The organism is Streptomyces sp. SCPE 10, assembly GCF_051980735.1.
In the GTDB taxonomy this organism is placed as follows: domain Bacteria; phylum Actinomycetota; class Actinomycetes; order Streptomycetales; family Streptomycetaceae; genus Streptomyces; species Streptomyces misionensis.
This window is the reverse complement of record NZ_CP197069.1, coordinates 4640801-4663647: the sequence shown is the minus strand read 5'-3', so window position 1 is coordinate 4663647 and position 22847 is coordinate 4640801. Positions and strand designations below refer to the sequence as shown.

The window sequence follows — 22847 nt, the reverse complement described above, 5'->3', positions numbered from 1 at the left end:
AGCGATGAGGCGTACGGGTCGTGCCGTGCGCCGTGGGACCTCGCTCCAGGGAAGTGACCGGACGGCAGGGGACAGCAGCCCGGTCACCAAGAGAACGGTCGGCTCCGGGGACGCCCGGGGCCGGCCGGCGGTACGCACGTCCCGCGCGCCGCACAGCACCACGGCATCACCGCACTCTTTCACCGGACCCCACCCGCGATCACGGGACCACACGGGATCTTCCGGACTCCACCGGACACGAAGAGGGACCTGCATCCCCCTCCGAAGGCAGGTCCCTCATCACCGTCTTCTTGATCCGGCAGCTGGTTTGATCTGCGACGGCGCCGGAGGGTTGCGCCACCACCTTGGAAACCTCCGTGATCCAGGTCACATTCCGGTGGTTTACTCCGGCTTCGGCGGCACCGTCGGCACCCCGAGGAACGGCAGTTTCAGCGCGCCGAAGGCCTCCGCCGGGACCGCCGGCGACCGCGGCTCCACCGGTGCCAGCCGCTCGTACGCCGCCCCCGGCGCCGGTCGCGGGTCCTCCTCGCCCTTGTTCGGCCAGAAGGACATGGCCCGCTCGGCCTGCGCGGTGATCGTCAGCGAGGGGTTGACGCCCAGGTTCGCCGAGACCGCGGCGCCGTCCACGACCGAGATGCCGGGATGCCCGTACAACCGGTGGTAGGGATCGATCACACCGGTCTCGGCGGAGTCGCCGATGGGGCAGCCGCCCAGGAAGTGCGCGGTGAGCGGAGTGCCCATCAGCTCGCCCACGTTGCTGCCCGGAAAGCCGTTGATCTCGGCCGCGAGCGCGGAGGCGGCCTCGGTGGCGGCGCGGATCTGCTTGGGGTTGGGCGAGCCGTGCCCCTGCCGGGCGGTGAGCAGGCCCTTGCCGACACCGTCGGGCTTCAGATATGTCGTCAGCGAGTTGTCCAGGGACTGCATCACCAGACCGATGATGGTCCGCTCCGACCAGCGCCGGTTGGACAGGGAACGCAGGACGAGCACCGGGTGCCGGGCCGCGTTCGCCAGCCAGGCGAGCGCCCGGGAGGAGCCCTCGGCGTACGGCACCTGGAGGATGGACAAGCCGCCCATGGCGTTGGAGCCCTTGCCGTAGCGGACGGGCTCGATGTGGGTGTTCTCGTCCGGGTGGATCGACGAGGTGATCGCGACGCCCCGGGTGAAGTCGGCCCGCGCCGCGCCGTGCGCCTTGCGGTAACGGCGGTCGAGGGTCTGCGCACCCACCAGCGCCTCGGAGTTGGTGCGGGTCAGATCGCCCAGCCGCTTGGACAGGTACGGCAGTTGGCCACCCGCCCGCATGCGGTGCAGCAGCGTCTGGGTGCCGTAGGTGCCGGCCGCGAGGACGACCCGGCGCGCCGTGAAGACCCGGCCCTCGCCCTTCTTCCTCCGGTCGGTCGGCAGGGTGGCCACCGCGTAGCCGCCGCGCGAGTCGTCGGTGACGGACACCACGGTGGTCATCGGGTGGACCACCGCGCCCGCCTTCTGGGCGAGATGGAGGTAGTTCTCGTTCAGGGTGTTCTTGGCGCCGTGCCGGCAGCCGGTCATGCACTCGCCGCACTCGGTGCAGGCGTTGCGCTCCGGGCCCGCCCCGCCGAAGTACGGGTCGGGCACCCGCTGTCCGGGCGCGGCCTTGGCGGTGCCGTCCGCGTCCTTGCCGTCCCCGAAGAAGACGCCCACCGGGGCGAGATGGAAGGTGTCGCCGACGCCCATCCGCCGGGCCGCCGCCTTCAGATGGACGTCGGAGGGGGTCATGGTGGGGTTGAGCCGCACCCCGAGCATGCGCCGGGCCTGGTCGTAGTACGGCCGCAACTCCTCCTGCCAGTCGGTGATGTCCTTCCACTGGGGGTCGTCGAAGAACGCCTTCGGCGGCACGTAGAGGGTGTTGGCGTAGTTGAGCGAACCACCGCCCACGCCCGCACCGGCCAGCACCATCACATTGCCCAGCAGATGGATGCGCTGGATGCCGTACATGCCGAGCCTGGGGGCCCACAGGTAGTTCTTCAGGTCCCAGGAGTTCTTCGGCAGCGACGCCCGGGTGAAGCGGCGGCCGGCCTCCAGGACGCCCACCGTGTAGCCCTTCTCGGACAGGCGCAGGGCCGACACGGACCCGCCGAACCCCGACCCGACCACGATCACGTCGTAGTCGTACCCGTCGTTCTTCTCCTGCGACTGCGACACATGCACTCCTCGTCGGGAACGGATCTCAGCGGGGACCGGGTCTTCTCACGGAGGGGACCGGGTGTTCTAGCGGAAACGGAACGCCTTGAGCAGCCGCAGGCTCGTGGTCATGAAGCGGGCGTAGCCCTCGTCCGTCATGCCCAGCGACGGCGCCATCGGCAGCAGCCGCTGCTGGGCGACCGTCTGGGCCTCGGTGTACTTGAGGATGCCCTCGGAGCCGTGGCGGCGGCCGAGCCCGGAGTCCTTCATGCCGCCCATCGGGGACTGGACGCTGCCGTAGGCCGGTGCGTAGCCCTCGTTGACGTTCACCGTGCCGGTGCGCAGGCGGGCGGCGATGTCCCGGCCGCGGCGGGCACTGGTCGTCCAGACGGAGGAGTTGAGGCCGTAGGGCGTGGCGTTGGCCCGCTCGACGGCCTCGTCGTCGGACGAGAAACGGTAGAGGGAGACGACCGGTCCGAAGGTCTCCTCCTCGCAGACCGCCATGGAGCCGTCGACGCCGTCGAGGATGGTGGGCTCGAAGAAGAAGGGGCCGATGTCGGGCCGGGCGACACCGCCCGCGACCACCGTGGCGCCCTTCTCGACGGCCTCGCGCACATGCCGTTCGACGTTCTTCAGCTGGCGCTCGCCGACCAGGGACCCCATCTCGGCGCCGTAGGCGAGGGAGTTGCCGAGCCGCATGGCCTTGGTGCGGGCGGCGAAGCGCTCCAGGAAGGCGTCGGCGATCGACTCGTGGACGTACAACCGCTCGATGGAGATGCAGAGTTGACCGGCCGAGGAGAAGCAGGCGCGGACGGCGCCGGCGGCGGCCTTCTCGATGTCGGCGTCGTCCAGCACCAGCATCGCGTTCTTGCCGCCGAGTTCGAGGGAGGCGCCGACCAGCCGGGCGGCGGCGCCCTGGGCGACCTCGCGGCCGGTGCGGGTGGAGCCGGTGAAGGAGATGTAGTCGGCGTGCTTGACCAACTCGGGCCCCACCACGGGACCTTCGCCGAGGACGACCTGGAAGACGGCCTCGGGCAGCCCGGCCTCGATCAGCAGGTCGCGGGCCCACAGGGCGGTCAGGCAGGTCTCGGTGTCCGGCTTCATCACCACGGCGTTGCCCGCGACGAAGGCGGGCAGCGCGTCGCCGACGGACAGCTCCAGGGGGTAGTTCCAGGGGGCGATCTGGCCGACGACCCCGCGCGGGTGGCGCAGCTCGGTGACCTTCGTCAGGGTCGGCACGGCGCCCGTGTGCCGTTTGGCGCGCAGGTAGGAGGGGGCCTTGCGGCCGTAGTGGCGGGCCGCGACGGCGACGGCCAGCACCTCCTCGTGGGCGTGCAGCCGGGCCTTGCCCGTCTCCAGCTGGACCAGGTCGAGGACCTCGGCCTGGCGCTCCAGCAGCAGGTCGTGGAAGCGCAGCAGGACGGCGGCCCGCTGCCGTACCGGGGTCCGCTCCCAGGCGGCCTGGGCGACCCGGGCCGCCTCGAAGGCCTCCAGCACGTCCTCGGGCGTGGACTCCGGCAGGTCGGCCAGCTTCTCGCCGGTGAACGGCGTGTGGTTGGCGGTCCGGCCGGAACCGGTGACGCCCTTGGTCAGCTTGGCCACCAGCGCAGGGGTGACCACGTCGGCGGCGGTGCGGGCGCCCTCGGGGGCGGGGGCGAGGGGGTTGGTACCGGCGATGTCCGGGGCCTGCGTGTCCGTCATGAGGCGCAGGGTATGCCCCGCCACAGGCTTTGTGTACCCGTCGGTAACGGGGATTCACCGACTGCTCACACGCTGCCAGCGATCACTGGCATCGATTGCCCTGATCAGGGCGTTGCCGGCTCGAACACCCGGCCGATCAGTCGTCGGCGGGTTTTTTCGCGAGGAAGAGACCGAGGGCGGCGAGGGGGGTGCGGCGGCGGGGTGCGGCGAGGTCGGGAACGAGACGGCGCAGGGGGCCGGGCCGGGGCGCGGCCGGGGATTCCGTCCGCGGCTCGGCCCCGGGCGGCACCTCCGGCGCAACGTCCCTGACCTCCGATGCGTCCGCGGCACCGGATACGCCCGTGTCCTCGGGCGCGCCCTTGCCCTCCGGGCCGCCCGTGCCCTCTGCCGCACCCGTGCTCTCCGCCGCGTCCGTGCCGTGCGCGGCCACGTCGTCCGGGTCGTCCCCCACCCCCAGGTACTCCCGCAGCGCCCACGTCACCTGCTCCGCGCCGGGCCGGGCCTCCGGTCGCTCGGCGAGCAGCCGGTCCAGGAGGGGGCCGAGCGGGCCGGGGTCCGCGTCGCCGACGGCGGTGCGCAGCAGGGCGCCCAGACTCCACAGGTCGGAGGCCGGTCCGGCGCCGGGGCCCGCCGCGCGCTCGGGAGCGGTGAAAGCGGCGGGCGCGTCCCCGGCGGGCCCGTCGCCTATGCCGAAGTCGGTGAGGACGACCCGGCCGGTGCCGGACTCCAGCAGCACGTTGGCCGGCTTGAGGTCGCGGTGCACGATGCCGACGGCGTGTGCTGCGCGCAGGGCGCCGAGGACGGCGAGCCCGATGCGGGCGGCCTCGGCGGGCGGCAGCGGTCCGCGGCGCAGGGCCCGGGCCAGGGACTCGCCCTCCACCAGCTCCATCACGATCCAGGGCACACCGGCCTCGGTGACGACGTCGTACACGGTGACGGCGCAGGGGTGCCGCACCCGGGTCGCGGCGCGGGCCTCCCGGTAGAGGCGGTGGGCGAGCCGGCCGCTCTCCTCGTCCTTCGCCGGGTCGCCGGGCAGCAGGGGTTCCTTGACGGCGACGCGACCGTGCCCCTCCCCGTCCTCGTCCCAGGCCCGCCACACGGTCCCGGTGGGGCCGGTGCCGAGCCGGTCGGTCAGCCGGTAGCGCCCGCCGATCAGCCGTGCGCCGGGCGGGTGTGCGCCGTCTTCAGCCATGCCCCATCAGTACCCCGCGCGGCACGCCGTTGTCGAAGCGGAACGGTCCGGCCGTCCACCACCGCGGCGCGAACCCGCCACCCGCCACCCGGACTTCGACGACACCGGTGCCCGGGGCGTGCGCGGGTATCGCCAACACCCCTTGGTGCGCCGCCCTTTGCCGCACTCGCCGCCTGCTCGCGGCCGCCCGGTCCGGGTCGAGGCCCCTCTCCCTCCCGACGGCGTCGGCGTGTTCCCGTTCGGGAAGGTGGCCGGGTGCCCCCTGGGCGGCGGCCACGGAGCCGTGTGGGGTGCCCGGTTCAGGAACCCCCGGGCGTGAAGGTGTCCAGCGCGACGTCGAAGTACTCCCGTGCCTCGCGCACCTTCCCCACCGGTGCCGACACCCAGACGTCGTACAGCCGGCCGGACTCCTCCCAGCACAGGTCGTAGGTGTGCCGCGGGCCCTCCGCCGCGCTGTAGCCGTTCCAGGCGAACTCCCAGAGGGCGGCGGGGTGTCCGTCGTGCGTGGTGCGGGTGACCCGGCCGTCGTGGTAGCCGGGGTTGGACACGGTTCCGTCGGCCGCCTGCGCCCTCATCACCGCCTGCGGGCCGCCGGGCTGGGCTGCGGAGACCCTGACGCCGAGGCGGTACGTCCCCTCCGGCGAGAGGTAGAACACCCGCTCGCCCTGCGGGCTGCGGGTGAACTCCCGCGGCACGGCGAGCGAGAAGCCGGCCGGGTCCCGGGCCGTGCGGTAGCCGGAGGGCGCACCGCGCACTCCGGTGGTGGCGGTGCCGGTGGGACCCGGCACGGAGGGGGTCGCGCTCTGTCCGGCCGAGGGCGACGGGGCACGGCTCGTGCCGGGACCGGTCGCCGGGGGCGTCGCCGTACCGCCCGGGTTGCCGCCGCCCCCGCCCGCGTGCCGGTCGAGCAGCAGGGTCGCGGCCGAGACGCCCGCACCCGCCAGCGCGGCGACGAGCAGCGCCGCCACCAGCAGCCCGCGTGTCGACGACCGCGCGGGCACCGGCTCGGTGGCGGCCCCGGGCGCGCCGGGCGGCGGGCCGGGCACGCCGGGCCGGACCGCGGGCTCCGGCGCGGGCACGGTCTTCGGCGTCCGGCCCATCCCGAGCCGGTGCGCGCGCGGCGCGCCCACCGCCTCCGGGGTGTTCGGGGTGTGCCCGGTCTCCAGATACACGCGCAGCATCCGCTCGGCGGCCTGCGCGCCGAGCCGGAGGTCCGGGTCGCGCTCCAGCAGGCCCCGGACGACGGGCAGCAGCGGCTCGGCCTGGGCGGGCGGGCGGATCTCCGCGGTGACCACGGCGTGCAGGATGCCGCCGAGCGAGTCGCGGCGGAACGGCGACTCGCCGCTGAGCGCCGTGCACAGCAGCGCGCCCAGCGACCACAGGTCGGACTCCGGGCCGGTGCGCACCCCGGACATCCGCTCCGGGGCGGTGTACTCGGGCGAGCCGACGAAGGAGCCGGTCTCGGTGAGCGTGGTGGCGCCCGAGACCTGGGCGATGCCGAAGTCGGTGAGGACGACCCGGTCGGTGGCGGTCTCGATCAGCACGTTCGCGGGTTTGATGTCCCGGTGCAGCACCCCGGCCTCGTGCGCGGTGTGCAGGGCGCCGAGCAGGGCGATCCCGATGCGGGCGGCCTCCACCGGGGTCACCGGGCCGTGCCGGGCGATCCGGTCGGCGAGCGAGCAGCCGTCGATCAACTCCATGACCAGGTACGGGCGTTCGTCCTGCTCGACCACGTCGTGCACGACGATGATGTGCGGGTGCCGCAGCTGGGCGACCGCGCGGGCCTCCCGGAGGGTGCGGTCGCGGCGGCGCCGGACGTCGTCCTCGGGGAGCGAGTCGTCCGCGAGGAGTTCCTTGACCGCGACCAGCCGGCCCAGCAGCTGATCGCTCGCCCGCCACACGACGCCCATGCCACCGCGCCCGATACGCGCCTCCAGGCGGTAACGGCCGGCGATCACCCGGAAGTCGGCGCCCTCGGTCCCCATGGGGCCCATCATGCCGCACCGGACCCACCCGCTCCGTGGCCCCGATCGGCCAAGCCCCACCGCTCAGCGACTCGTTTTCAGCCGTTTCAGTCGCAAAGCGCACCCGTTCGGGGTAGAGGTCGTCAGCTCGTCGGGTTCGGCTGCTGCCAGCTCTGGAGGACCCACTTGAACTGCTTGGCGGTCCTGGGCCAGTCGGCGGCGGGGCCGGACATGTAGATGGCGTACTCGGCGCCCTCCCGGCCGAAGTACGTCTCCTCGACGGCGTGCCGGGGACCGGGCACATAGGGCGGGTCCTTCGCCAACGCGGTCCAGGTGTACTCCCACATCGAGCCCTTGCGGTCGCGGTAGACGTTCCGCTTCAGGGTGACCCGCCGGTAGTCGACCAGCCGCTGCAGCTGCTGCTCCAGGTCCGCCTGGTGCTCGTAGGGGTCGGCGAAGTCCGGTGAGGAGTCGATGGATATGCGGACGAAGTGCTTGCCGCCGTCCGGGGTGTAGTCGATCTGCTTCAGCGGGCCGTTGATGCCGTAGACCTGCCGCTTCCAGCCCTTGGGCAGGGAGATGCTGAAGCCCAGCGGATCGTGGTGGGTCTCCCAGCTGTCCGGGACGGTGCCGTCCGTGCCCGGCCGGTCGCCGGGGCTCGCCGAGGAGGTCGGCGCCGGGGCGGGATCGCCGGACGTCGCGTCGTCGTTCCGCGCGTCGTTCCACTGCTGGAAGCCCACCGCCGCACCGCCGCCGAGCACGGCCGCGACGGCGACGACGAGCGCGAGCGTCCGCAGCCGGCGTCGGGGGCGCACCGGTCGTGCGCCGGTGTGCGCCGGCACCGGGCCCACCGTCGTGGGTCCCACGGGCGTCACCCCGCCGGCCCCGTGACCGTAGCCGGGGGCCGCGGAACCGGCGCCGTGCCCATGGGTGTTCGTGCCGGAGCCGTACACCACGGTGCCGGCGGCCGGTGCCCCGGTGCCGGGCCCGCCCGGACCGGGACCCTGCGCACCCGGACCGGTCCCGTGCGTACCCGTACCCGGCCCGTACGCGCCCGAGTCCGGCCCGTTCAGGCCCGAGCCCTGGGTCGGCACGAACGCCTGGGCGCTGTGCGGCCGCCGGCCCTCCGCGGCCTCGGCGAGCATCTGCTCGGCCTCCTCCGCGCCCGGCCGCTGGGCCGGATCCTTGTGCAGCAACGCGGCGATGACCGGGCCGAGCGCCCCGGCGTGCCGCGGCTCCTCGGCGTTCTCCTCGACGACCGCCTGCATGGTGCTCAGCGGGGAGGTGCGGCGGAACGGCGAGCGCCCCTCGACCGCCGTGTACAGCGTGGCGCCGAGCGCCCACAGGTCGGAGGCGGGGCCGGGGTCGTGGCCGCGCACCCGCTCGGGCGCGAGGTAGTCGACCGAGCCGACGACCTCTCCGGTGCGGGTGATGGTGGAGTCGCCCTCGATCTGGGCGATGCCGAAGTCGGTGAGCAGCACCCGGCCGTCCCGGCCGAGGAGAACGTTGCCAGGCTTGACGTCCCGGTGCAGTACGCCGGCGGAGTGCGCCGCGCGCAGCGCCCGCAGCACCCACATCCCGATGCGGGCCGCCTCCCGGGGCTCCACGCGCCCCCGCTCCTTGACCTCGTCGGCCAGCGAGTTGCCCTCGACCAGCTCCATCACGATCCAGGGGCGGCCGTCGTGTTCGAGGACGTCGTGCACGGTGACGACGGCGGAGTGGTTGATGCGCGCGGCGGCCCGCGCCTCGGCCCGGGTGCGGGCCAGCAGCACGGCCTGCTCGCTGTCGGGGACGTAGAGCGCCGCGGTCAACTCCTTGACGGCGACCGTCCGGTGCAGCACCTCGTCGTGCGCCCGCCACACCCGGCCCATGCCGCCGCTGCCGATGGAGTCGGCGAGCCGGTAGCGGCCCGCTATGAGCAGGCCCTGCATCTGATTCACGTTGCCCCGCAATGCTCTTGTCAGGGTCAGACTAAGGACCGGCCCGTTCGGGGGGAACAAGCGGGGTCCGTTGGAAACCGCACTGTGACGATGGTCATTTCCGCGCCAGAAGGGGAACCGGCGCGCCGGGGCAGGGGTGTTGTGTACGCCTTGCTCAGCCGGTGTAGCGGTACGTCGCGGTAGCTTCCTCGTACAGCCGTGTCACCTCGTCCCGGTCGGCGTCCGGGCCGCGGACCTGGAGGACGTGGTAACGGCCGTTCAGCAGGATCGCCATGTTGCGCACGAACAGGTCCCGGCCCTGTCCGTCGGTCCAGGTGAACTGCCCCTCGGCCATGGTCCGTCCGCCCACCTCGATGGTGCGCAGCCCGGTGGCGGTGGCCCAGCTGGAGTCGCGGTACGGCTGGAGTTCGCGCTCCTTGTCCCGCTGATAGGCCATCGGATCGCCGCCGTACGAGGCGGCACCGTCCCGCCCGGGCACGACCAGCAGCTCGAAGTCGCCGTGTGAGTAGACGACTTCGCCGCTGCCGTTCTTCGGTGCGCGGGTCCAGCCCTTGGCCACGGCGATCTCGAAGCCCTCGGGGTCCTCGCGCAGGGTGAAGCCGTCGGGAACGGCGGAGGCGCCGCCGTTCTGGGTCTCGGTGGCGGACGGGCTGCCCTGGGTGCGCGAGGGCGCGGGGGCCGGCTGCCCGGTGGTGCGGTCCGCGCCGCCCGGTGCCCCGCTGTGCGCGTGCTGCTTCGGCATGAACAGCATCGCGTACGCGACCGCGCCGGCCAGCAGCAGGAGGATCAGCAGGAGCAGGATCCGGCCGAGCCGGCGCGGTGAACCCGCCTCCTCGCGGTCCCGCTTGTGCCGCCCGTGCGGATGGTTCTCGGGCAGCCGGGCGCGGCGGCGGCGCACCAGCTCGCCGCGGCGCCGCACGATCGGCAGCCGGCGCGGGTCGGCGGGCGGGACGGGTACGACCCGGGTGCCGGCCTCCGGCTCGGGCGCGGAGCGCACCAGCGAGCGCAGCCAGCCGCTCAGCTCCTCGAAGTCCGGCCGCTCGGTGGGGTCCTGACGCAGCAGCGACTCCACGACCGGCCGCAGCGGTCCGCACTCCTCGGCGTACGCGGGCGGCTCGGCGCACACCAGTTGCACCAGTTCGGCGGTGGACTCCTCGGGATACGGCGCGTGTCCCTGCACCGCCCGGAACAGCAGCGCGCCCAGCGCCCACAGATCGGTGGCGGGCCCGACCGGCGCCGCCAGCTGCCAGTTCTCGTGCACGGGCCCGGCCTGCTCCGGCGCCCACCGCTCGGTCACCGGTCCGACCACCGCCATCCGCGCCTGCCGCGCCCGCTCGGCGGCGAGCGCGCCGGCGGGCCGCCGACCGGCGGCGGTACCGGGGTGGTCCCAGCCGGCGCCGGTCTGCGGGGGGACGGCGGGCACGGGGGCCGGGGCCTGCCGCCGGGCGGGTTCCAGGTCGTGCCGGGCGATGTCCGGTGCGCCGCCGCGCACCCCGTAGGGGTCGGCGGTGAGGCCGGGCGGGGCGGCGGGGTACGAGGACTCCGCCGTGGCGCCGTCCCGGGCAGGGCCGGTGCCGTCCTCGGCGGGCCGCCGGGCGCCCGGCAGCGCGGCGCGTTCGTTCTGCCGGGCCTCCTGCACCCGGGCCGCGGCGCGGGCGCCCGCCCGGTACGCGGCGATGGCGCCGGCCCGCGCGGCACGGATGTCCGCGCCGCTCTCCAGCGCCTGCCGCCCCACCGGGCCGGGTCCTGGCGGCCCACCGGGTCCGGCGGGAGCGGCGCCGGGAGCCCCGGTGCCGGACGCCCGCGCCTGGATGGCGGCCCGGCGCGCGGCCTCGGCGTCCACGGCACCGGGCGCGGTCGCGCCGCCGCCGGGGAACCCGCCGTCCCGAGCCGGGTGCCGGTCCCCGGACGGCTCCGGGGAGCCCTCCGTGTCGTCCTCGCGCCCCGGGACCGGGTCGTAGCCGCACAGTGCCTCCTCCGCCGCGCCGGAGGCGAGGCCGGTCAGCAGGACGCGGCCGTCGTCGCAGACGAGGACGGTGCGGGCGGTGACGTTGCGGTGCACCCAGCCGTGGGCGTGCAGCACCCGGAGCGCCATGAGCACGTCGGAGGCGACCTCGGCCGCCCGGTACGGCGTCAGCGGCCGTTCGGCGAGCAGCGCGGACAGCGGACGCGCCGCCACCCACTCGCTGACGATCCAGAGCGACCCGCCCTCGGCGAAGACGTCGAACACCTGGTCGAGGCGCGGGTGGTCGGGGACGGCGGCCGCCGCCTGTGCGGCCTCGACGGCGCGCCGCACCGCGGGATCGGCGGGCTGCCGTGTCGCGGCACCCGCGCCCGCTGTGGGACGCGCCCCGCGCCCGCGCGCCGTGAACCCCTCGGGCAGTCCCTCCGCGTCGAGCACCTCCGCCTCGACGACCTCGGGCAGCGGCACCTGACGGACCAGCACTTCCTGCCCGCTGTAGGTGTCGAAGGCGCGGGTCTCGGTGAGTTCGTACGCGTCGGACGGCGGCAGCGGCAGACGGTAGCGGTCGGCCAGCACCCGGCCCGCGTAGTCGTCCATTCCGCCTCCCCCTCCCCCGGCTTCGTACGGTCCGCAACCATTCACGATACGTGCCGGAGGCAACCCGCACGGTGCGGATGACGGATTATCAGGCCTCGAACACGCCTCGATGGGGCTTCGAACGGGCCACGATCGGCCGTGCCCCGACTAGGACTTGGGCCGGAAGGACCCGGTCAGGGTCTGCCACGTGTCCTTGCGCAGGTCGCCGTCCCACGCGCCGGCCTTCGCGGTGTACATCAGCGCGTACCCGAGATGGCCGTTCACCACGAAGCCACGGTCGATCGTGCGGTACCGGGTGCCGCCGTCGACGTAGGTGAACTCCCAGTCGGCCGTGTTCCAGCCGCGGTAATCCACCTTCTCTATCCGGACCTTGTGGTACTGCGAGCGCACCATGTAGCGCTCCTGGTTCTTCCAGTCCGCCACCGGGTCGTCCTTGGGCGTGCCGGTCCAGGCGACGAGCAGCTTCTGCCCGTCGGGCCCGGTGTAGCGGTCCCCCGCGGACCCGTGGGACTGGTACGACCAGCCCTTGGGCAGCCCGATCGCATACCCCTGGCCGCCCTTGCGGGTGGTGACGGCGGGCGCGCTCCCGCTCGCGTCGGCGGTCGTGCTCGCCGCGGTGCCGGGCGCGGCCGCGGTGCCGGCGGGCGCGGAGGTCCCGCCGTCCGTACGGGTGCCGCCGTCCGGTTCCTTGCCCTGGCTGTGCCCGGCGGAGGCGCTCGCGCCGGCCGGGGTCTTGGCGGCGCCCTTGTCGTCCTTGTCGTCGCCGCCGAACGCGAGGGCCAGGACGGTGCCGAGCACGGCGAGGGCGACCACCACGGCGACGATCACCAGCGTGCGCCTGGGCACCACGTCGGTCAGCGGCGCCCTCGGGGCCTGCCGCGGCGGCAGGTCCAGGTCCGGCGGCGGCACCACGGGCCAGCCCGAACCGGCCTTCGCGGAGCCGGGATTGGCGGGGTTGCGCACCCCGGGGCCGGGCACGGCGGCGGCCTGGCCCGTGGGAACCGTACGGTCACCGGCCGGCCCGCCGGCCGCCGATCCGCCCCCGGCCTTCGTCCCCGCCGGGTCACCGCTCTTCGGCCGGGTCGTGGCCGCCGCGGCGCCGGCCGCGCCGGCCGCCTTGCGGACCGAACGCAGCGCGCCGCGCAGCTTCTCCGCGGCCTCCTCACCCCGCTTGCCCTCGCCGCCGGGCTGCACCGGCAGCGGCACCAGGCGGGTGGCGTCCAGCGCCTCCGGTTCGGGCGCGTGGATCACCTTGTTCAGCAGCGCCCGGGCCCCGGCGTCGTCGAGCCGCTTGGCCGGGTCCTTGCTGAGCAGGCCGTAGATGACGTCCCGCAGCGGGCCCGCGTTCTTGGGCTCCTCCAGCGGCTCGGTCATCACCGCGGTGAGGGTGGCGATCGCCGAACCCTTGTCGTAGGGGGGCACGCCCTCGACCGCCGCGTACAGCAGACCGCCGAGCGACCACAGGTCGGCGGCCGGTCCGGGCTTGTGGCCGCGGGCGCGCTCCGGGGAGATGTAGGAGGGGGCGCCGACGAGCATGCCGGTGGAGGTGATGGACGGGTCGCCCTCGACCTGCGCGATGCCGAAGTCGGTGAGGACGACCCGGCCGTCGTCGGCGATGAGCACGTTGGACGGCTTCACGTCCCGGTGCAGGATGCCCTCGCGGTGGGCGGAGCGCAGTACGTCCAGGACGGCGAGGCCCACCTCGGCGGCGCGCCGGGGCTCCAGCACGCCGTCCTCGCGGATGACCTCGGCGAGGGACTTGCCCTCCACCAGTTCCATGACGATCCAGGGCCGGTCGTCCTCGTCGACCACGTCGAAGACCGTCACCGCGCTGTTGTTGCGGATCCGGGCGATCGCCTTGGCCTCGCGCAGGGTGCGCGTGATCAGGCGCCGCTTCTCGTCCTCGTCGATGTTCGACGGGAACCGCAGTTCCTTGACGGCGACCGTCCGGCCCAGGGTCTCGTCCTCGGCGCGCCAGACCGTGCCCATGCCGCCGCGGCCCAGCACGTCTCCCAGCCGGTACCGCCCGGCGAGGAGACGCCGTCCGCTCTTGTCCTGACGAGTCTCCTGACGAGATGTCCCCGCCCGCTCCGCCTCCGACATGCGTCCCCTCATACAACCCGCCCTGACAGAGCCTCCATTGTCTCTCACCCGGCAAGTGGTCCATGCCCTGGGGCCCTCTCCGGCTCCGCCTCCCGGGCCCGCCGAAGCGCCCCTTGGGCCCGGTGGCATGACGGCCCGTGAGAATGCGGCGACCCGCGGTGCCGACCCTTCGGGCACACCCGGCCAAACCGCCGCCCCGGCCCGCTCCGAGGGGCGGCGGGGCCGCCGCCCCGGGTCCGCCGCCGGGCGCCCGCGGTCAGGTGAGCGGCACGATGTCCGGCGCCCCGAGCCGCGCCGCGTCCGCCGTCAGGTCGTCGGGCTGGAGCTGGGACTCCCGCTCGGCCTCCACGCGCTTGTCGTAGTGCTCGACCTCGCGGGCGATCCGGTCCTCGTCCCACCCCAGGACCGGCGCCATCAGCTCGGCCGCCTCGCGGGCGCTGCGGGTGCCCCGGTCGAAGGTCTCGATGGAGATGCGGGTGCGCCGGGTGAGGACGTCGTCCAGGTGGCGGGCGCCCTCGTGCGAGGCGGCGTACACCACCTCGGCGCGCAGATAGTCGTCGGCGGCGCGCAGCGGTGCGCCGAGCGCGGGGTCCGCGGCTATGAGGTCGAAGATCTCCTCGGCCATCGAGCCGTACCGGTTCAGCAGGTGCTCCACCCGGACCACGTGCAGTCCGGTGCGGGCGGCGATACGGGCCCGCGCGTTCCACAGCGCCTGGTAGCCCTCGGCGCCCAGCAGCGGGGTCTCCTCGGTCACGCAGTCGGCGACCCGCTGGTCCAGGCCGTGCACCGCCTCGTCGACGGCGTCCTTGGCCATCACCCGGTAGGTGGTGTACTTGCCGCCCGCCACGACCACCAGGCCCGGCGCCGGGTGGGCCACCGTGTGTTCGCGGGACAGCTTGCTGGTGGCGTCGGACTCGCCGGCCAGCAGCGGGCGCAGCCCCGCGTACACCCCCTGCACGTCGTCCCGGCCGAGTGGCACGGACAGCACCGAGTTGACGCGTTCCAGCAGGTAGTCGATGTCGGCGCTGGAGGCGGCCGGGTGGGCCTTGTCGAGGTCCCAGTCGGTGTCGGTGGTGCCGATGATCCAGTGCCGGCCCCAGGGGATGACGAAGAGCACGGACTTCTCGGTGCGCAGGATCAGCCCGGTGGTGGAGTGGATGCGGTCCTTGGGCACAACCAGGTGGATGCCCTTGGAGGCGCGCACGTGGAACTGGCCGCGCTCGCCCACCATGCCCTGGGTGTCGTCGGTCCACACACCGGTGGCGTTGACGATCTGCCGGGCGCGGACCTCGTACTCCCCGCCGCCCTCCACGTCCCGCACCCGGGCGCCGACGACCCGCTCGCCCTCGCGCAGGAACCCGGTGACGCGCGCCCGGTTGGCCACCTTGGCGCCGTAGAACGCCGCCGTGCGCACCAGGTTGGCCACGAAGCGGGCGTCGTCCACCTGGGCGTCGTAGTACTGGAGGGCGCCGACGAGGGCGTCCTTGCGCAGGCAGGGCGCCACCTGCAGGGCGTGACGGCGGCTCAGGTGGCGGTGCACGGGCAGTCCCCGGCCGTGCCCGCGGGCCATGGACATCGCGTCGTAGAGCGCGACACCGGAGCCCGCGTACAGCCGCTCCCAGCCGCGGTGCTGCAACGGGTAGAGGAACGGCACCGGTTTGACCAGGTGCGGGGCGAGCCGCTCCAGGAGCAGGCCGCGCTCCTTCAGCGCCTCGCGGACCAGCGCGAAGTCGAGCATCTCCAGATAGCGCAGACCGCCGTGTATGAGCTTGCTGGACCGGCTGGAGGTGCCGGAGGCCCAGTCCCGCGCCTCGACCAGGCCGGTGGACAGGCCACGGGTGACGGCGTCCAGCGCGGTGCCCGCACCGACCACGCCACCGCCGATCACCAGTACGTCCAGCTCGCGCTCGGCCATGGCCGCCAGTGCCTCGGCGCGCTGCGCCGGTCCCAGAGTCCCTGTCCTCACCGCTGCCTCCCGCTGTCGCTGCCTCGCGTCGGCCGCACCCGGTGGGCGAAGCCCGGATCACCCCCACCTCCTGCCCAAATTCTGACCGGCTTGCCCGACTTCAGCCACCACGGGCCCACGACCTGTGGACAACCGGCGCACAACCCCGGGAAGACACACGAACAGAATCCCACATAACGGTCATATTTACTCCTAGTGTGACAGTGCGCTCGCTCATCTCGTCCACAGCGGTTGCGCATCCGTTCCGCTTCGGTTAATGGGAAGGACGGCCCACGCCATGCCCGCAGACCTCGCCGTCATCGGACTCGGCCCCTACGGTTTGCCGCTGGCCCAGGCCGCGGTGGCCGCCGGCATCTCCACCCTCGGCTATGCCACCGGCCCCGAGGCGGGGCCGCTGAGCCCCGCCGAGCTGCGCCGGATGCACGCGTCCGGGTTCCGGCGCGCCACCGACCCGGCCCAGCTCGGCCGGGTGCGCACCGCGGTGATCTGCGCGCCGACCCCGCGCGGCGCCGACGGCGGCCCGGATCTCGGCCAGGTCGAGGCCGCCGCCCGCGCCCTGGCCGAACGGCTGCGCCCGCACACCACGGTCATCCTGGAGTCCGCCGTGCCGCCGGGGACCACCGAGGAGTTCCTGCGCCCGCTGCTCGAAGAGGGCTCCGGGCTGCGCGCGGGCCGCGACTTCCACCTCGCCTACTCCCCCAGCCGGGTCGACCCCGGCAACCGCGCGCACACCCCCGCCGGCACCCCCAAGGTCATCGGGGGCCTCACCCCGGCCTGCACCGAGTCGGCCGCCACCTTCTACGGCCGGCTCACCGACAAGGTGGTCCGCGCGCGGGGGCTGCGCGAGGCCGAGGCGGTGCAGCTGCTGGAGACCAACTTCCGGCACGTCAACATCGCGCTGGTGAACGAGATGGCCGTGCTCTGCCACGAACTCGGCGTCGACCTGTGGGACGTCATCCGCTGCGCGGAGACCAAGCCGTTCGGCTTCCAGGCGTTCCGGCCGGGGCCCGGCGTCGGCGGCCACGCCGTCCCGCAGGACCTGACCGGCCGGGCGAGCCGCGCCCTGCGCATGGTGGAGCTGGCCCAGCAGGTCAACAACCGGATGCCCGGCTACGTCGTCCAGCGCGCCGCCACCCTGCTCAACGAGCACGGCAAGTCCGCGCGGGGCGCGCGGGTGCTGCTGCTCGGCGTGACCTACAAGGCGGACCTCGCCGACCAGCAGGGCGCCCCCGCCCGCGAGATCGCCGCGCGCCTGATGGAGCTGGGCGCGTCCGTGAGCTACCACGACCCCTACGTGCCCGCCTGGAGCGTCCTGGACCGCCCGGTCCCGCGCGTCGACTCGCTCTACGAGGCCGCCGCGGACGCCGACCTGACGATCCTGCTCCAGCAGCACCGCACCTACGACCTCCAGGGCCTGTCCGTGAAGGCTCAGCTCCTGCTGGACACCCGGGGAGCCACCCCCACGGGAGCGGCGCACCGGCTCTGAGGGCGGGTCACGAGAGCCGCGCACCGGCTCCGAGGCGGGGTCACGATAGGAAAACAAACCCGGCGTTGTCAGCCCTGCCTGTTAATCTCCCCCGGACTTGCCGCATCCGAGTGCGCGCCGGTCGACACCTCACTTCATCCAGTTGTGCCACAGCACGGGGGGATTCCTGTCATGAGCCAGTCAGCACCACCGCCGCAGCCGCAGCCGGGCCCGGTGGCCGCCGATCCGTACGCGCAGTAGGCCCCGGCCGGCGCCCCGTACCCGCCGCAGCCGGGCGTCCCGGGCGCCGCGCCGATGGCGCCGCCCGCCGGGCCGACGGCCCCCGCCGCGCCCGCGCCGGTCCGCGACAACCTGGTCGTCGGCCTGGTCTCCGCGGTCGTCGCCGCCGTGGTCGCCGCGGCGCTCTACGGCGCCATCATCGGCGCCACCAAGCACGAGATCGGCTACGCGGCCGTGGGCGTCGGCTTCGTCGTCGGCCTCGCGGCGGGCAAGGCGGGCGGCCGCAACCCCGTCCTGCCCGTCGCCTCCGTGGTGCTGGCGCTGGTCGCGGTCTACTTCGGCCAGCTGGTGGGCGAGGCCATGATCGGGGCCAAGGCGACCGGCCTCGGCTTCTCCCAGGTCTTCTTCGACCACTTCGACGTGGTCCAGCGGGCCTGGAAGGAGGACGCCGACCTGCTCACTTTCGTCTTCTTCGCCATCGCCGGCTTCGCCTCGTTCTCGGCCGCCAAGAAGGCCGCGCTGTAGGACGCACGGCAGGGGCCCGGCCACCGCGTCGGTGACCGGGCCCCTGCCGTCGTACGAAGCCCTCGCGGCGCCGGGTCAGCGCTTGTGCTGGCTGTCCGCGACGGTCACCTCGACCCGCTGGAACTCCTTGAGTTCGCTGTAGCCGGTGGTGGCCATGGCGCGGCGCAGGGCGCCGAAGAGGTTCATCGAGCCGTCCGGGGTGTGCGACGGGCCGGTGAGGACCTCTTCGATGGTGCCGACGGTGCCGAGGTCGACCTTCTTGCCGCGGGGCAGCTCCTCGTTGACCGCCTCCATGCCCCAGTGGTGGCCCTTGCCGGGCGCGTCCGTGGCCCGGGCCAGCGGGGAGCCCATCATCACCGCGTCGGCGCCGCAGGCGATCGCCTTGGGCAGGTCGCCGGACCAGCCGACACCGCCGTCCGCGATGACGTGCACGTAGCGGCCGCCGGACTCGTCCATGTAGTCGCGGCGGGCCGCGGCCACGTCCGCGACGGCCGTGGCCATCGGAACCTGGATGCCCAGCACGTTGCGGGTGGTGTGGGCGGCGCCGCCGCCGAAGCCGACCAGCACACCGGCCGCACCGGTGCGCATCAGGTGCAGCGCGGCCGTGTAGGTGGCGCAGCCGCCGACGATCACCGGGACGTCCAGCTCGTAGATGAACTGCTTCAGGTTCAGCGGCTCGTGCGAGGACGACACGTGCTCCGCGGAGACCGTGGTGCCGCGGATGACGAAGATGTCCACGCCCGCGTCCACGACCGCCTTGGAGAACTGCGCGGTGCGCTGCGGGGAGAGCGCGGCCGCCGTGACCACGCCGGAGTCGCGCACCTCCTTGATGCGGGCGCCGATCAGCTCTTCCTTGATGGGCGCCGCGTAGATCTCCTGGAGGCGGCGGGTGGCGCGCTCGGCCGGCAGCTCGGCGATCTCGTCCAGCAGCGGCTGCGGGTCCTCGTACCGGGTCCACAGGCCCTCGAGGTTGAGGACGCCGAGGCCGCCCAGCTCGCCGATGCGGATCGCGGTGGCCGGGGAGACCACGGAGTCCATGGGGGCGGCCAGGAAGGGCAGCTCGAAGCGGTAGGCGTCGATCTGCCAGGCGATCGAGACCTCCTTCGGGTCCCGCGTACGGCGGCTGGGGACGACGGCGATGTCGTCGAAGGCGTACGCCCGGCGGCCGCGCTTGCCGCGCCCGATCTCGATCTCAGTCACGTCTGTGGCCTTTCCCTGATGCGTTTCAGCGCCTTCCAGTATCGCCGACGGGTACGACAAAGGCGGCCCCGGATGTCCCGGGGCCGCCTTCGGTGCGGCCTGGTGGTTACTTGGCGCTGTAGTTCGGCGCCTCGACCGTCATCTGGATGTCGTGCGGGTGGCTCTCCTTGAGGCCCGCCGAGGTGATCCGGACGAAGCGGCCCTTGGACTCCATCTCCGCGATGGTGGCGGCGCCCACGTAGCCCATGGTCTGGCGCAGGCCGCCGACGAGCTGGTGCAGCACGTTGGACAGCGGGCCGCGGTAGGGCACCTGGCCCTCGACGCCCTCGGGCACGAGCTTGTCGTCGGACGCCACCTCGGCCTGGAAGTAGCGGTCCTTGGAGTAGGACTTGCCCTGGCCGCGGGACTGCATGGCGCCCAGCGAGCCCATGCCGCGGTACGACTTGAACTGCTTGCCGTTGATGAACAGCAGCTCGCCCGGCGACTCCTCGCAGCCCGCGAGGAGGCTGCCCAGCATCACCGTGTCGGCACCGGCGGCGAGGGCCTTGCCGATGTCGCCCGAGTACTGCAGGCCGCCGTCGCCGATCAGCGGGATGCCCGCCGGACGGGCGGCGAGAGACGCCTCGTAGATGGCCGTGACCTGCGGGACGCCGATGCCGGCGACCACGCGCGTGGTGCAGATCGAGCCCGGGCCGACGCCCACCTTGATGCCGTCGACACCGGCGTCGATGAGCGCCTGGGCGCCGTCGCGCGTGGCGACGTTGCCGCCGATCACGTCCACGTCGACGGCGGACTTGATCTTCGCCATCCAGCTGAGGGCGTTGCTGTTGTGGCCGTGCGAGGTGTCGACGACCAGGAAGTCCGCGCCGGCCTCGGCGAGCGCCTGGGCGCGCTCCAGGGCCTCGGGGCTGGCGCCCACGGCGGCGCCGACGAGCAGGCGGCCCTCGGCGTCCTTGGCGGCGTTCGGGTACTTCTCGGCCTTGACGAAGTCCTTGACCGTGATCAGGCCCTTGAGGACGCCCTCGTCGTCGACCAGCGGCAGCTTCTCGATCTTGTGCTTGCGCAGCAGCTGCATGGCCTCGGGGCCGGAGATGCCGACCTTGCCGGTGACCAGCGGCATCGGGGTCATGACCTCGTGCACCTGGCGGGTGCGGTCGCTCTCGAAGGCCATGTCACGGTTGGTGACGATGCCCAGCAGCCGGCCGGCCGGGTCGGTGACCGGGACACCGCTGATGCGGAACTTGGCGCACAGGGCGTCGGCCTCGGCGAGCGTGGCCTCGGGGTGCACGGTGATCGGGTCGGTGACCATGCCGGACTCGGACCGCTTCACCAGGTCCACCTGGTTCACCTGGTCCTCGACGGACAGGTTACGGTGCAGCACGCCGACGCCGCCGAGGCGGGCCATGGCGATCGCCATGCGCGACTCGGTCACCTTGTCCATCGCCGCCGACAGCAGCGGGATGTTGACGCGGACGTTGCGCGAGATGTGGGACGAGGTGTCGACCGCGTTGGGGAGCACCTCGGAGGCGCCCGGCAGCAGCAGCACGTCGTCGTAGGTCAGCCCGAGTGTCGCGAATTTACCGGGCACTCCGTCGACGTTGGCAGTCATGACACCTTCCCCAAATGGCCTTGATCGGTGCGGATGTCCATGCTAACGGGAAGCGCGGCCAGCAAATTCCACGGCGGAAGATCACCTTCGGCTTCGTATGTTCATACGGTGTTGCCGTGAGGTTCCCGCTACTGCTCGGCCAGTGCCCGCAGCCGGCTCAGCGCCCGGTGCTGGGCGACCCGGACCGCTCCGGGTGACATTCCCAACATCTGCCCCGTCTCCTCCGCGGTGAGGCCCACGGCGATGCGCAGCAGCAGCAGTTCGCGCTGGTTCTCGGGGAGGTTGGCGAGCAGCTTCTTGGCCCACTCGGCGTCGCTGCTGAGCAGGGCGCGCTCCTCCGGGCCAAGCGAGTCGTCCGGCCGTTCCGGCATCTCGTCGGAGGGCACCGCCGTGGAACCGGGGTGGCGCATGGCGGCGCGCTGGAGGTCGGCGACCTTGTGGGAGGCGATGGCGAAGACGAACGCCTCGAAAGGCCGGCCGGTGTCGCGGTAGCGGGGCAGTGCGAGCAGCACCGCCACGCAGACCTCCTGGGCGAGGTCCTCCACGAAGTGGCGCGCGTCGCCGGGCAGCCGGGACAACCGGGTGCGGCAGTAGCGCAGCGCCAGCGGGTGGACGTGCGCGAGCAGATCGTGGGTGGCCTGCTCGTCCCCGTCGACGGCACGAAGCACGAGCGCACCGATCGACCCCTGGGCCGTGCCCGCATCGTCGTCGCGCATCGGTCCATGGTGCCTTGTGGCCGTCCGGTCCGTCGCATCGTGCTGATGGTTGTGCACCGAAGCGTTATGAGCAGGTGCGCCGGCACTCATTCCCTGCGCCCTCCCCTTCCGCTCGACCGACTCGTCCCCGAGAGACTCCACACCTCAAGGATGCGGCATCCGCGCCGAAACGAGCAGCGCCCGTCCGGTGGTCCCGCCCGCACACCGCCGCGCGGCGCCGGTCGAACACCCCTCCCGGCGGAGCGTACGCGGTGCCCACCGGACGGCGGCGGGGCCCGGCTCCGGGGCGGTGACCTCGGCCGACACCGAGGCCGACCGGGGAGGCCGACGGGTGTGGGAAACCGGTGGCGGCGCGGGCGGCCGAAAGGGTCGCGGCAGCGGTACGACCCGGCACGGGCGGCAGGTCCCGCCACCGCCTTCGACGGCGACACGGGGCAGCCGACGGGATCCCGACGCCGTCACCGGCCGACGCGGGGCAGCCGGCGGAGTTCACCCCCGCGCACGGGGCCCGGAAGCCGACGGGCCCGGCACCGGGCAGCGCGGCACCGTCACCGGTGCCCGCTCGCGGGAAGCCCCCGGCAGGCAGGCCGCGACGCGGCCGGTTCGGCCACCGCGCGGGGTGTCCGCCGGACGCCCGGACGGCGCGGGCCTCGGTTCGGCCCACCCGGCCGGTCACCCGGGCACGGAAAAGCGCGGGCGCGCCCCGGGAAGATGCCCGGCCCCGCGCGACATGCCGCGCGGGGCCCGCCGGGTCGTCCTACCTGACCAGGCCCCAGCGGAAGCCGAGGGCCACCGCGTGGGCGCGGTCCGAGGCGCCGAGCTTCTTGAACAGGCGCCGGGCGTGGGTCTTCACGGTGTCCTCGGAGAGGAACAGCTCGCGGCCGATCTCGGCGTTGGAGCGGCCGTGACTCATGCCCTCCAGGACCTGGATCTCCCGCGCGGTGAGCGTGGGCGCGGCGCCCATCTCGGCCGAGCGGAGCCGGCGCGGGGCCAGCCGCCAGGTGGGGTCGGCCAGGGCCTGCGTCACCGTGGCCCGCAGTTCGGCGCGCGAGGCGTCCTTGTGCAGGTAGCCCCGGGCGCCGGCGGCCACCGCGAGGGCCACGCCGTCGAGGTCCTCGGCCACGGTGAGCATGATGATCCGGGCGCCGGGGTCTGCGGACAGCAGCCGGCGCACGGTCTCGACGCCGCCCAGGCCGGGCATGCGGACGTCCATGAGGATGAGGTCGGAGCGGTCGGCGCCCCAGCGGCGGAGGACTTCCTCGCCGTTGGCCGCCGTCGTCACACGCTCGACACCGGGCACGGTCGCGACCGCGCGGCGGAGCGCTTCTCGGGCAAGCGGGGAGTCGTCGCAGACGAGGACGGATGTCATGACCGCCCTCCGCAGCTGATGCGCGTCACCTTGAGCCTCCAGGCTGGTACGGAATCGTCACCTGTGCGGTCGACCGTCTCGGACGCCTGCCCGAGCTCTTGTTTTTTCAACCGCCTCCGCACTCTCAACGACGGTCACTC

14 protein-coding genes are annotated in these 22847 nt (G+C 73.7%); 2 read left to right on the top strand and 12 right to left on the bottom strand.

Going from position 1 to position 22847, the window contains the following annotated elements:
* Positions 1–381: 381 nt before the first annotated feature.
* The 8 genes from ACSP97_RS21720 to ACSP97_RS21685 all read right to left on the bottom strand — a co-directional run bounded on the left by ACSP97_RS21720 (position 382) and on the right by ACSP97_RS21685 (position 15583).
* Positions 382–2178, bottom strand: coding sequence for a GMC family oxidoreductase (locus ACSP97_RS21720; protein ID WP_364727674.1), 1797 nt, complete (start codon positions 2176–2178; stop codon positions 382–384).
* A 66-nt stretch (positions 2179–2244) separates the two neighbouring features.
* Positions 2245–3858 carry a succinic semialdehyde dehydrogenase gene (locus ACSP97_RS21715; RefSeq protein ID WP_355145539.1) on the bottom strand — a complete coding sequence of 538 codons (1614 nt, stop codon included), beginning with the start codon at positions 3856–3858 and terminating at the stop codon, positions 2245–2247.
* 136 nt (positions 3859–3994) lie between these two features.
* On the bottom strand, positions 3995–5050 hold the full coding sequence (locus ACSP97_RS21710) for a serine/threonine-protein kinase (protein ID WP_440553857.1): 1056 nt from the start codon (positions 5048–5050) through the stop codon (positions 3995–3997).
* 299 nt (positions 5051–5349) lie between these two features.
* Positions 5350–7035 carry a serine/threonine-protein kinase gene (locus ACSP97_RS21705; protein ID WP_358270891.1) on the bottom strand — a complete coding sequence of 562 codons (1686 nt, stop codon included), beginning with the start codon at positions 7033–7035 and terminating at the stop codon, positions 5350–5352.
* A gap of 122 nt (positions 7036–7157) precedes the next feature.
* A complete protein-coding gene (locus tag ACSP97_RS21700; protein ID WP_440558461.1) occupies positions 7158–8945 on the bottom strand; it encodes a serine/threonine-protein kinase in 1788 nt (595 codons plus the stop codon).
* Between the two features lie 163 nt (positions 8946–9108).
* Positions 9109–11514 carry a protein kinase gene (locus ACSP97_RS21695; protein ID WP_358680232.1) on the bottom strand — a complete coding sequence of 802 codons (2406 nt, stop codon included), beginning with the start codon at positions 11512–11514 and terminating at the stop codon, positions 9109–9111.
* A gap of 147 nt (positions 11515–11661) precedes the next feature.
* Entirely contained in the window at positions 11662–13617 is a 1956-nt protein-coding gene (locus ACSP97_RS21690) for a serine/threonine-protein kinase (protein WP_440553854.1), read from the bottom strand.
* A 256-nt stretch (positions 13618–13873) separates the two neighbouring features.
* On the bottom strand, positions 13874–15583 hold the full coding sequence (locus ACSP97_RS21685) for a glycerol-3-phosphate dehydrogenase/oxidase (RefSeq protein WP_440553852.1): 1710 nt from the start codon (positions 15581–15583) through the stop codon (positions 13874–13876).
* 277 nt (positions 15584–15860) lie between these two features.
* Between ACSP97_RS21685 and ACSP97_RS21680 the strand changes: the two genes are divergently transcribed.
* Together ACSP97_RS21680 and ACSP97_RS21675 are read left to right on the top strand one after the other, a co-directional pair.
* Entirely contained in the window at positions 15861–17069 is a 1209-nt protein-coding gene (locus tag ACSP97_RS21680) for a nucleotide sugar dehydrogenase (protein ID WP_355324311.1), read from the top strand.
* A 294-nt stretch (positions 17070–17363) separates the two neighbouring features.
* The gene (locus ACSP97_RS21675) at positions 17364–17813 is read left to right on the top strand and encodes a hypothetical protein (RefSeq protein ID WP_440553850.1); all 450 of its coding nucleotides are present in this window, start codon (positions 17364–17366) and stop codon (positions 17811–17813) included.
* Positions 17814–17888: 75 nt separating this feature from the next.
* On the opposite strand, the gene ACSP97_RS21670 is transcribed toward ACSP97_RS21675, so the two are convergent.
* The 4 genes from ACSP97_RS21670 to ACSP97_RS21655 form a co-directional block, all read right to left on the bottom strand.
* Complete coding sequence (locus ACSP97_RS21670) at positions 17889–19013, bottom strand: GuaB3 family IMP dehydrogenase-related protein (RefSeq protein WP_070026275.1); 1125 nt, start codon at positions 19011–19013, stop codon at positions 17889–17891.
* A 106-nt stretch (positions 19014–19119) separates the two neighbouring features.
* Entirely contained in the window at positions 19120–20622 is a 1503-nt protein-coding gene (gene guaB, locus ACSP97_RS21665) for an IMP dehydrogenase (RefSeq protein ID WP_355145523.1), read from the bottom strand.
* A 128-nt stretch (positions 20623–20750) separates the two neighbouring features.
* Positions 20751–21338, bottom strand: a complete 588-nt coding sequence (locus tag ACSP97_RS21660; RefSeq protein ID WP_146463621.1) for a sigma-70 family RNA polymerase sigma factor — start codon at positions 21336–21338, stop codon at positions 20751–20753.
* Between the two features lie 757 nt (positions 21339–22095).
* Entirely contained in the window at positions 22096–22707 is a 612-nt protein-coding gene (locus tag ACSP97_RS21655; RefSeq protein WP_003948568.1) for a response regulator transcription factor, read from the bottom strand.
* Positions 22708–22847 lie beyond the last annotated feature (140 nt).

Bases quoted from the DNA above. Each gene is read 5' to 3' on its own strand.
- ACSP97_RS21715 (WP_355145539.1), bottom strand. From the start codon at position 3,858: ATGACGGACACGCAGGCCCCGGACATCGCCGGTACCAACCCCCTCGCC.
- ACSP97_RS21710 (WP_440553857.1), bottom strand. From the start codon at position 5,050: ATGGCTGAAGACGGCGCACACCCGCCCGGCGCACGGCTGATCGGCGGG.
- ACSP97_RS21705 (WP_358270891.1), bottom strand. From the start codon at position 7,035: ATGGGGACCGAGGGCGCCGACTTCCGGGTGATCGCCGGCCGTTACCGC.
- ACSP97_RS21700 (WP_440558461.1), bottom strand. From the start codon at position 8,945: ATGCAGGGCCTGCTCATAGCGGGCCGCTACCGGCTCGCCGACTCCATC.
- ACSP97_RS21695 (WP_358680232.1), bottom strand. From the start codon at position 11,514: ATGGACGACTACGCGGGCCGGGTGCTGGCCGACCGCTACCGTCTGCCG.
- ACSP97_RS21690 (WP_440553854.1), bottom strand. From the start codon at position 13,617: ATGTCGGAGGCGGAGCGGGCGGGGACATCTCGTCAGGAGACTCGTCAG.
- ACSP97_RS21680 (WP_355324311.1), top strand. From the start codon at position 15,861: ATGCCCGCAGACCTCGCCGTCATCGGACTCGGCCCCTACGGTTTGCCG.
- ACSP97_RS21675 (WP_440553850.1), top strand. From the start codon at position 17,364: ATGGCGCCGCCCGCCGGGCCGACGGCCCCCGCCGCGCCCGCGCCGGTC.
- guaB (WP_355145523.1), bottom strand. From the start codon at position 20,622: ATGACTGCCAACGTCGACGGAGTGCCCGGTAAATTCGCGACACTCGGG.
- ACSP97_RS21660 (WP_146463621.1), bottom strand. From the start codon at position 21,338: ATGCGCGACGACGATGCGGGCACGGCCCAGGGGTCGATCGGTGCGCTC.
- ACSP97_RS21655 (WP_003948568.1), bottom strand. From the start codon at position 22,707: ATGACATCCGTCCTCGTCTGCGACGACTCCCCGCTTGCCCGAGAAGCG.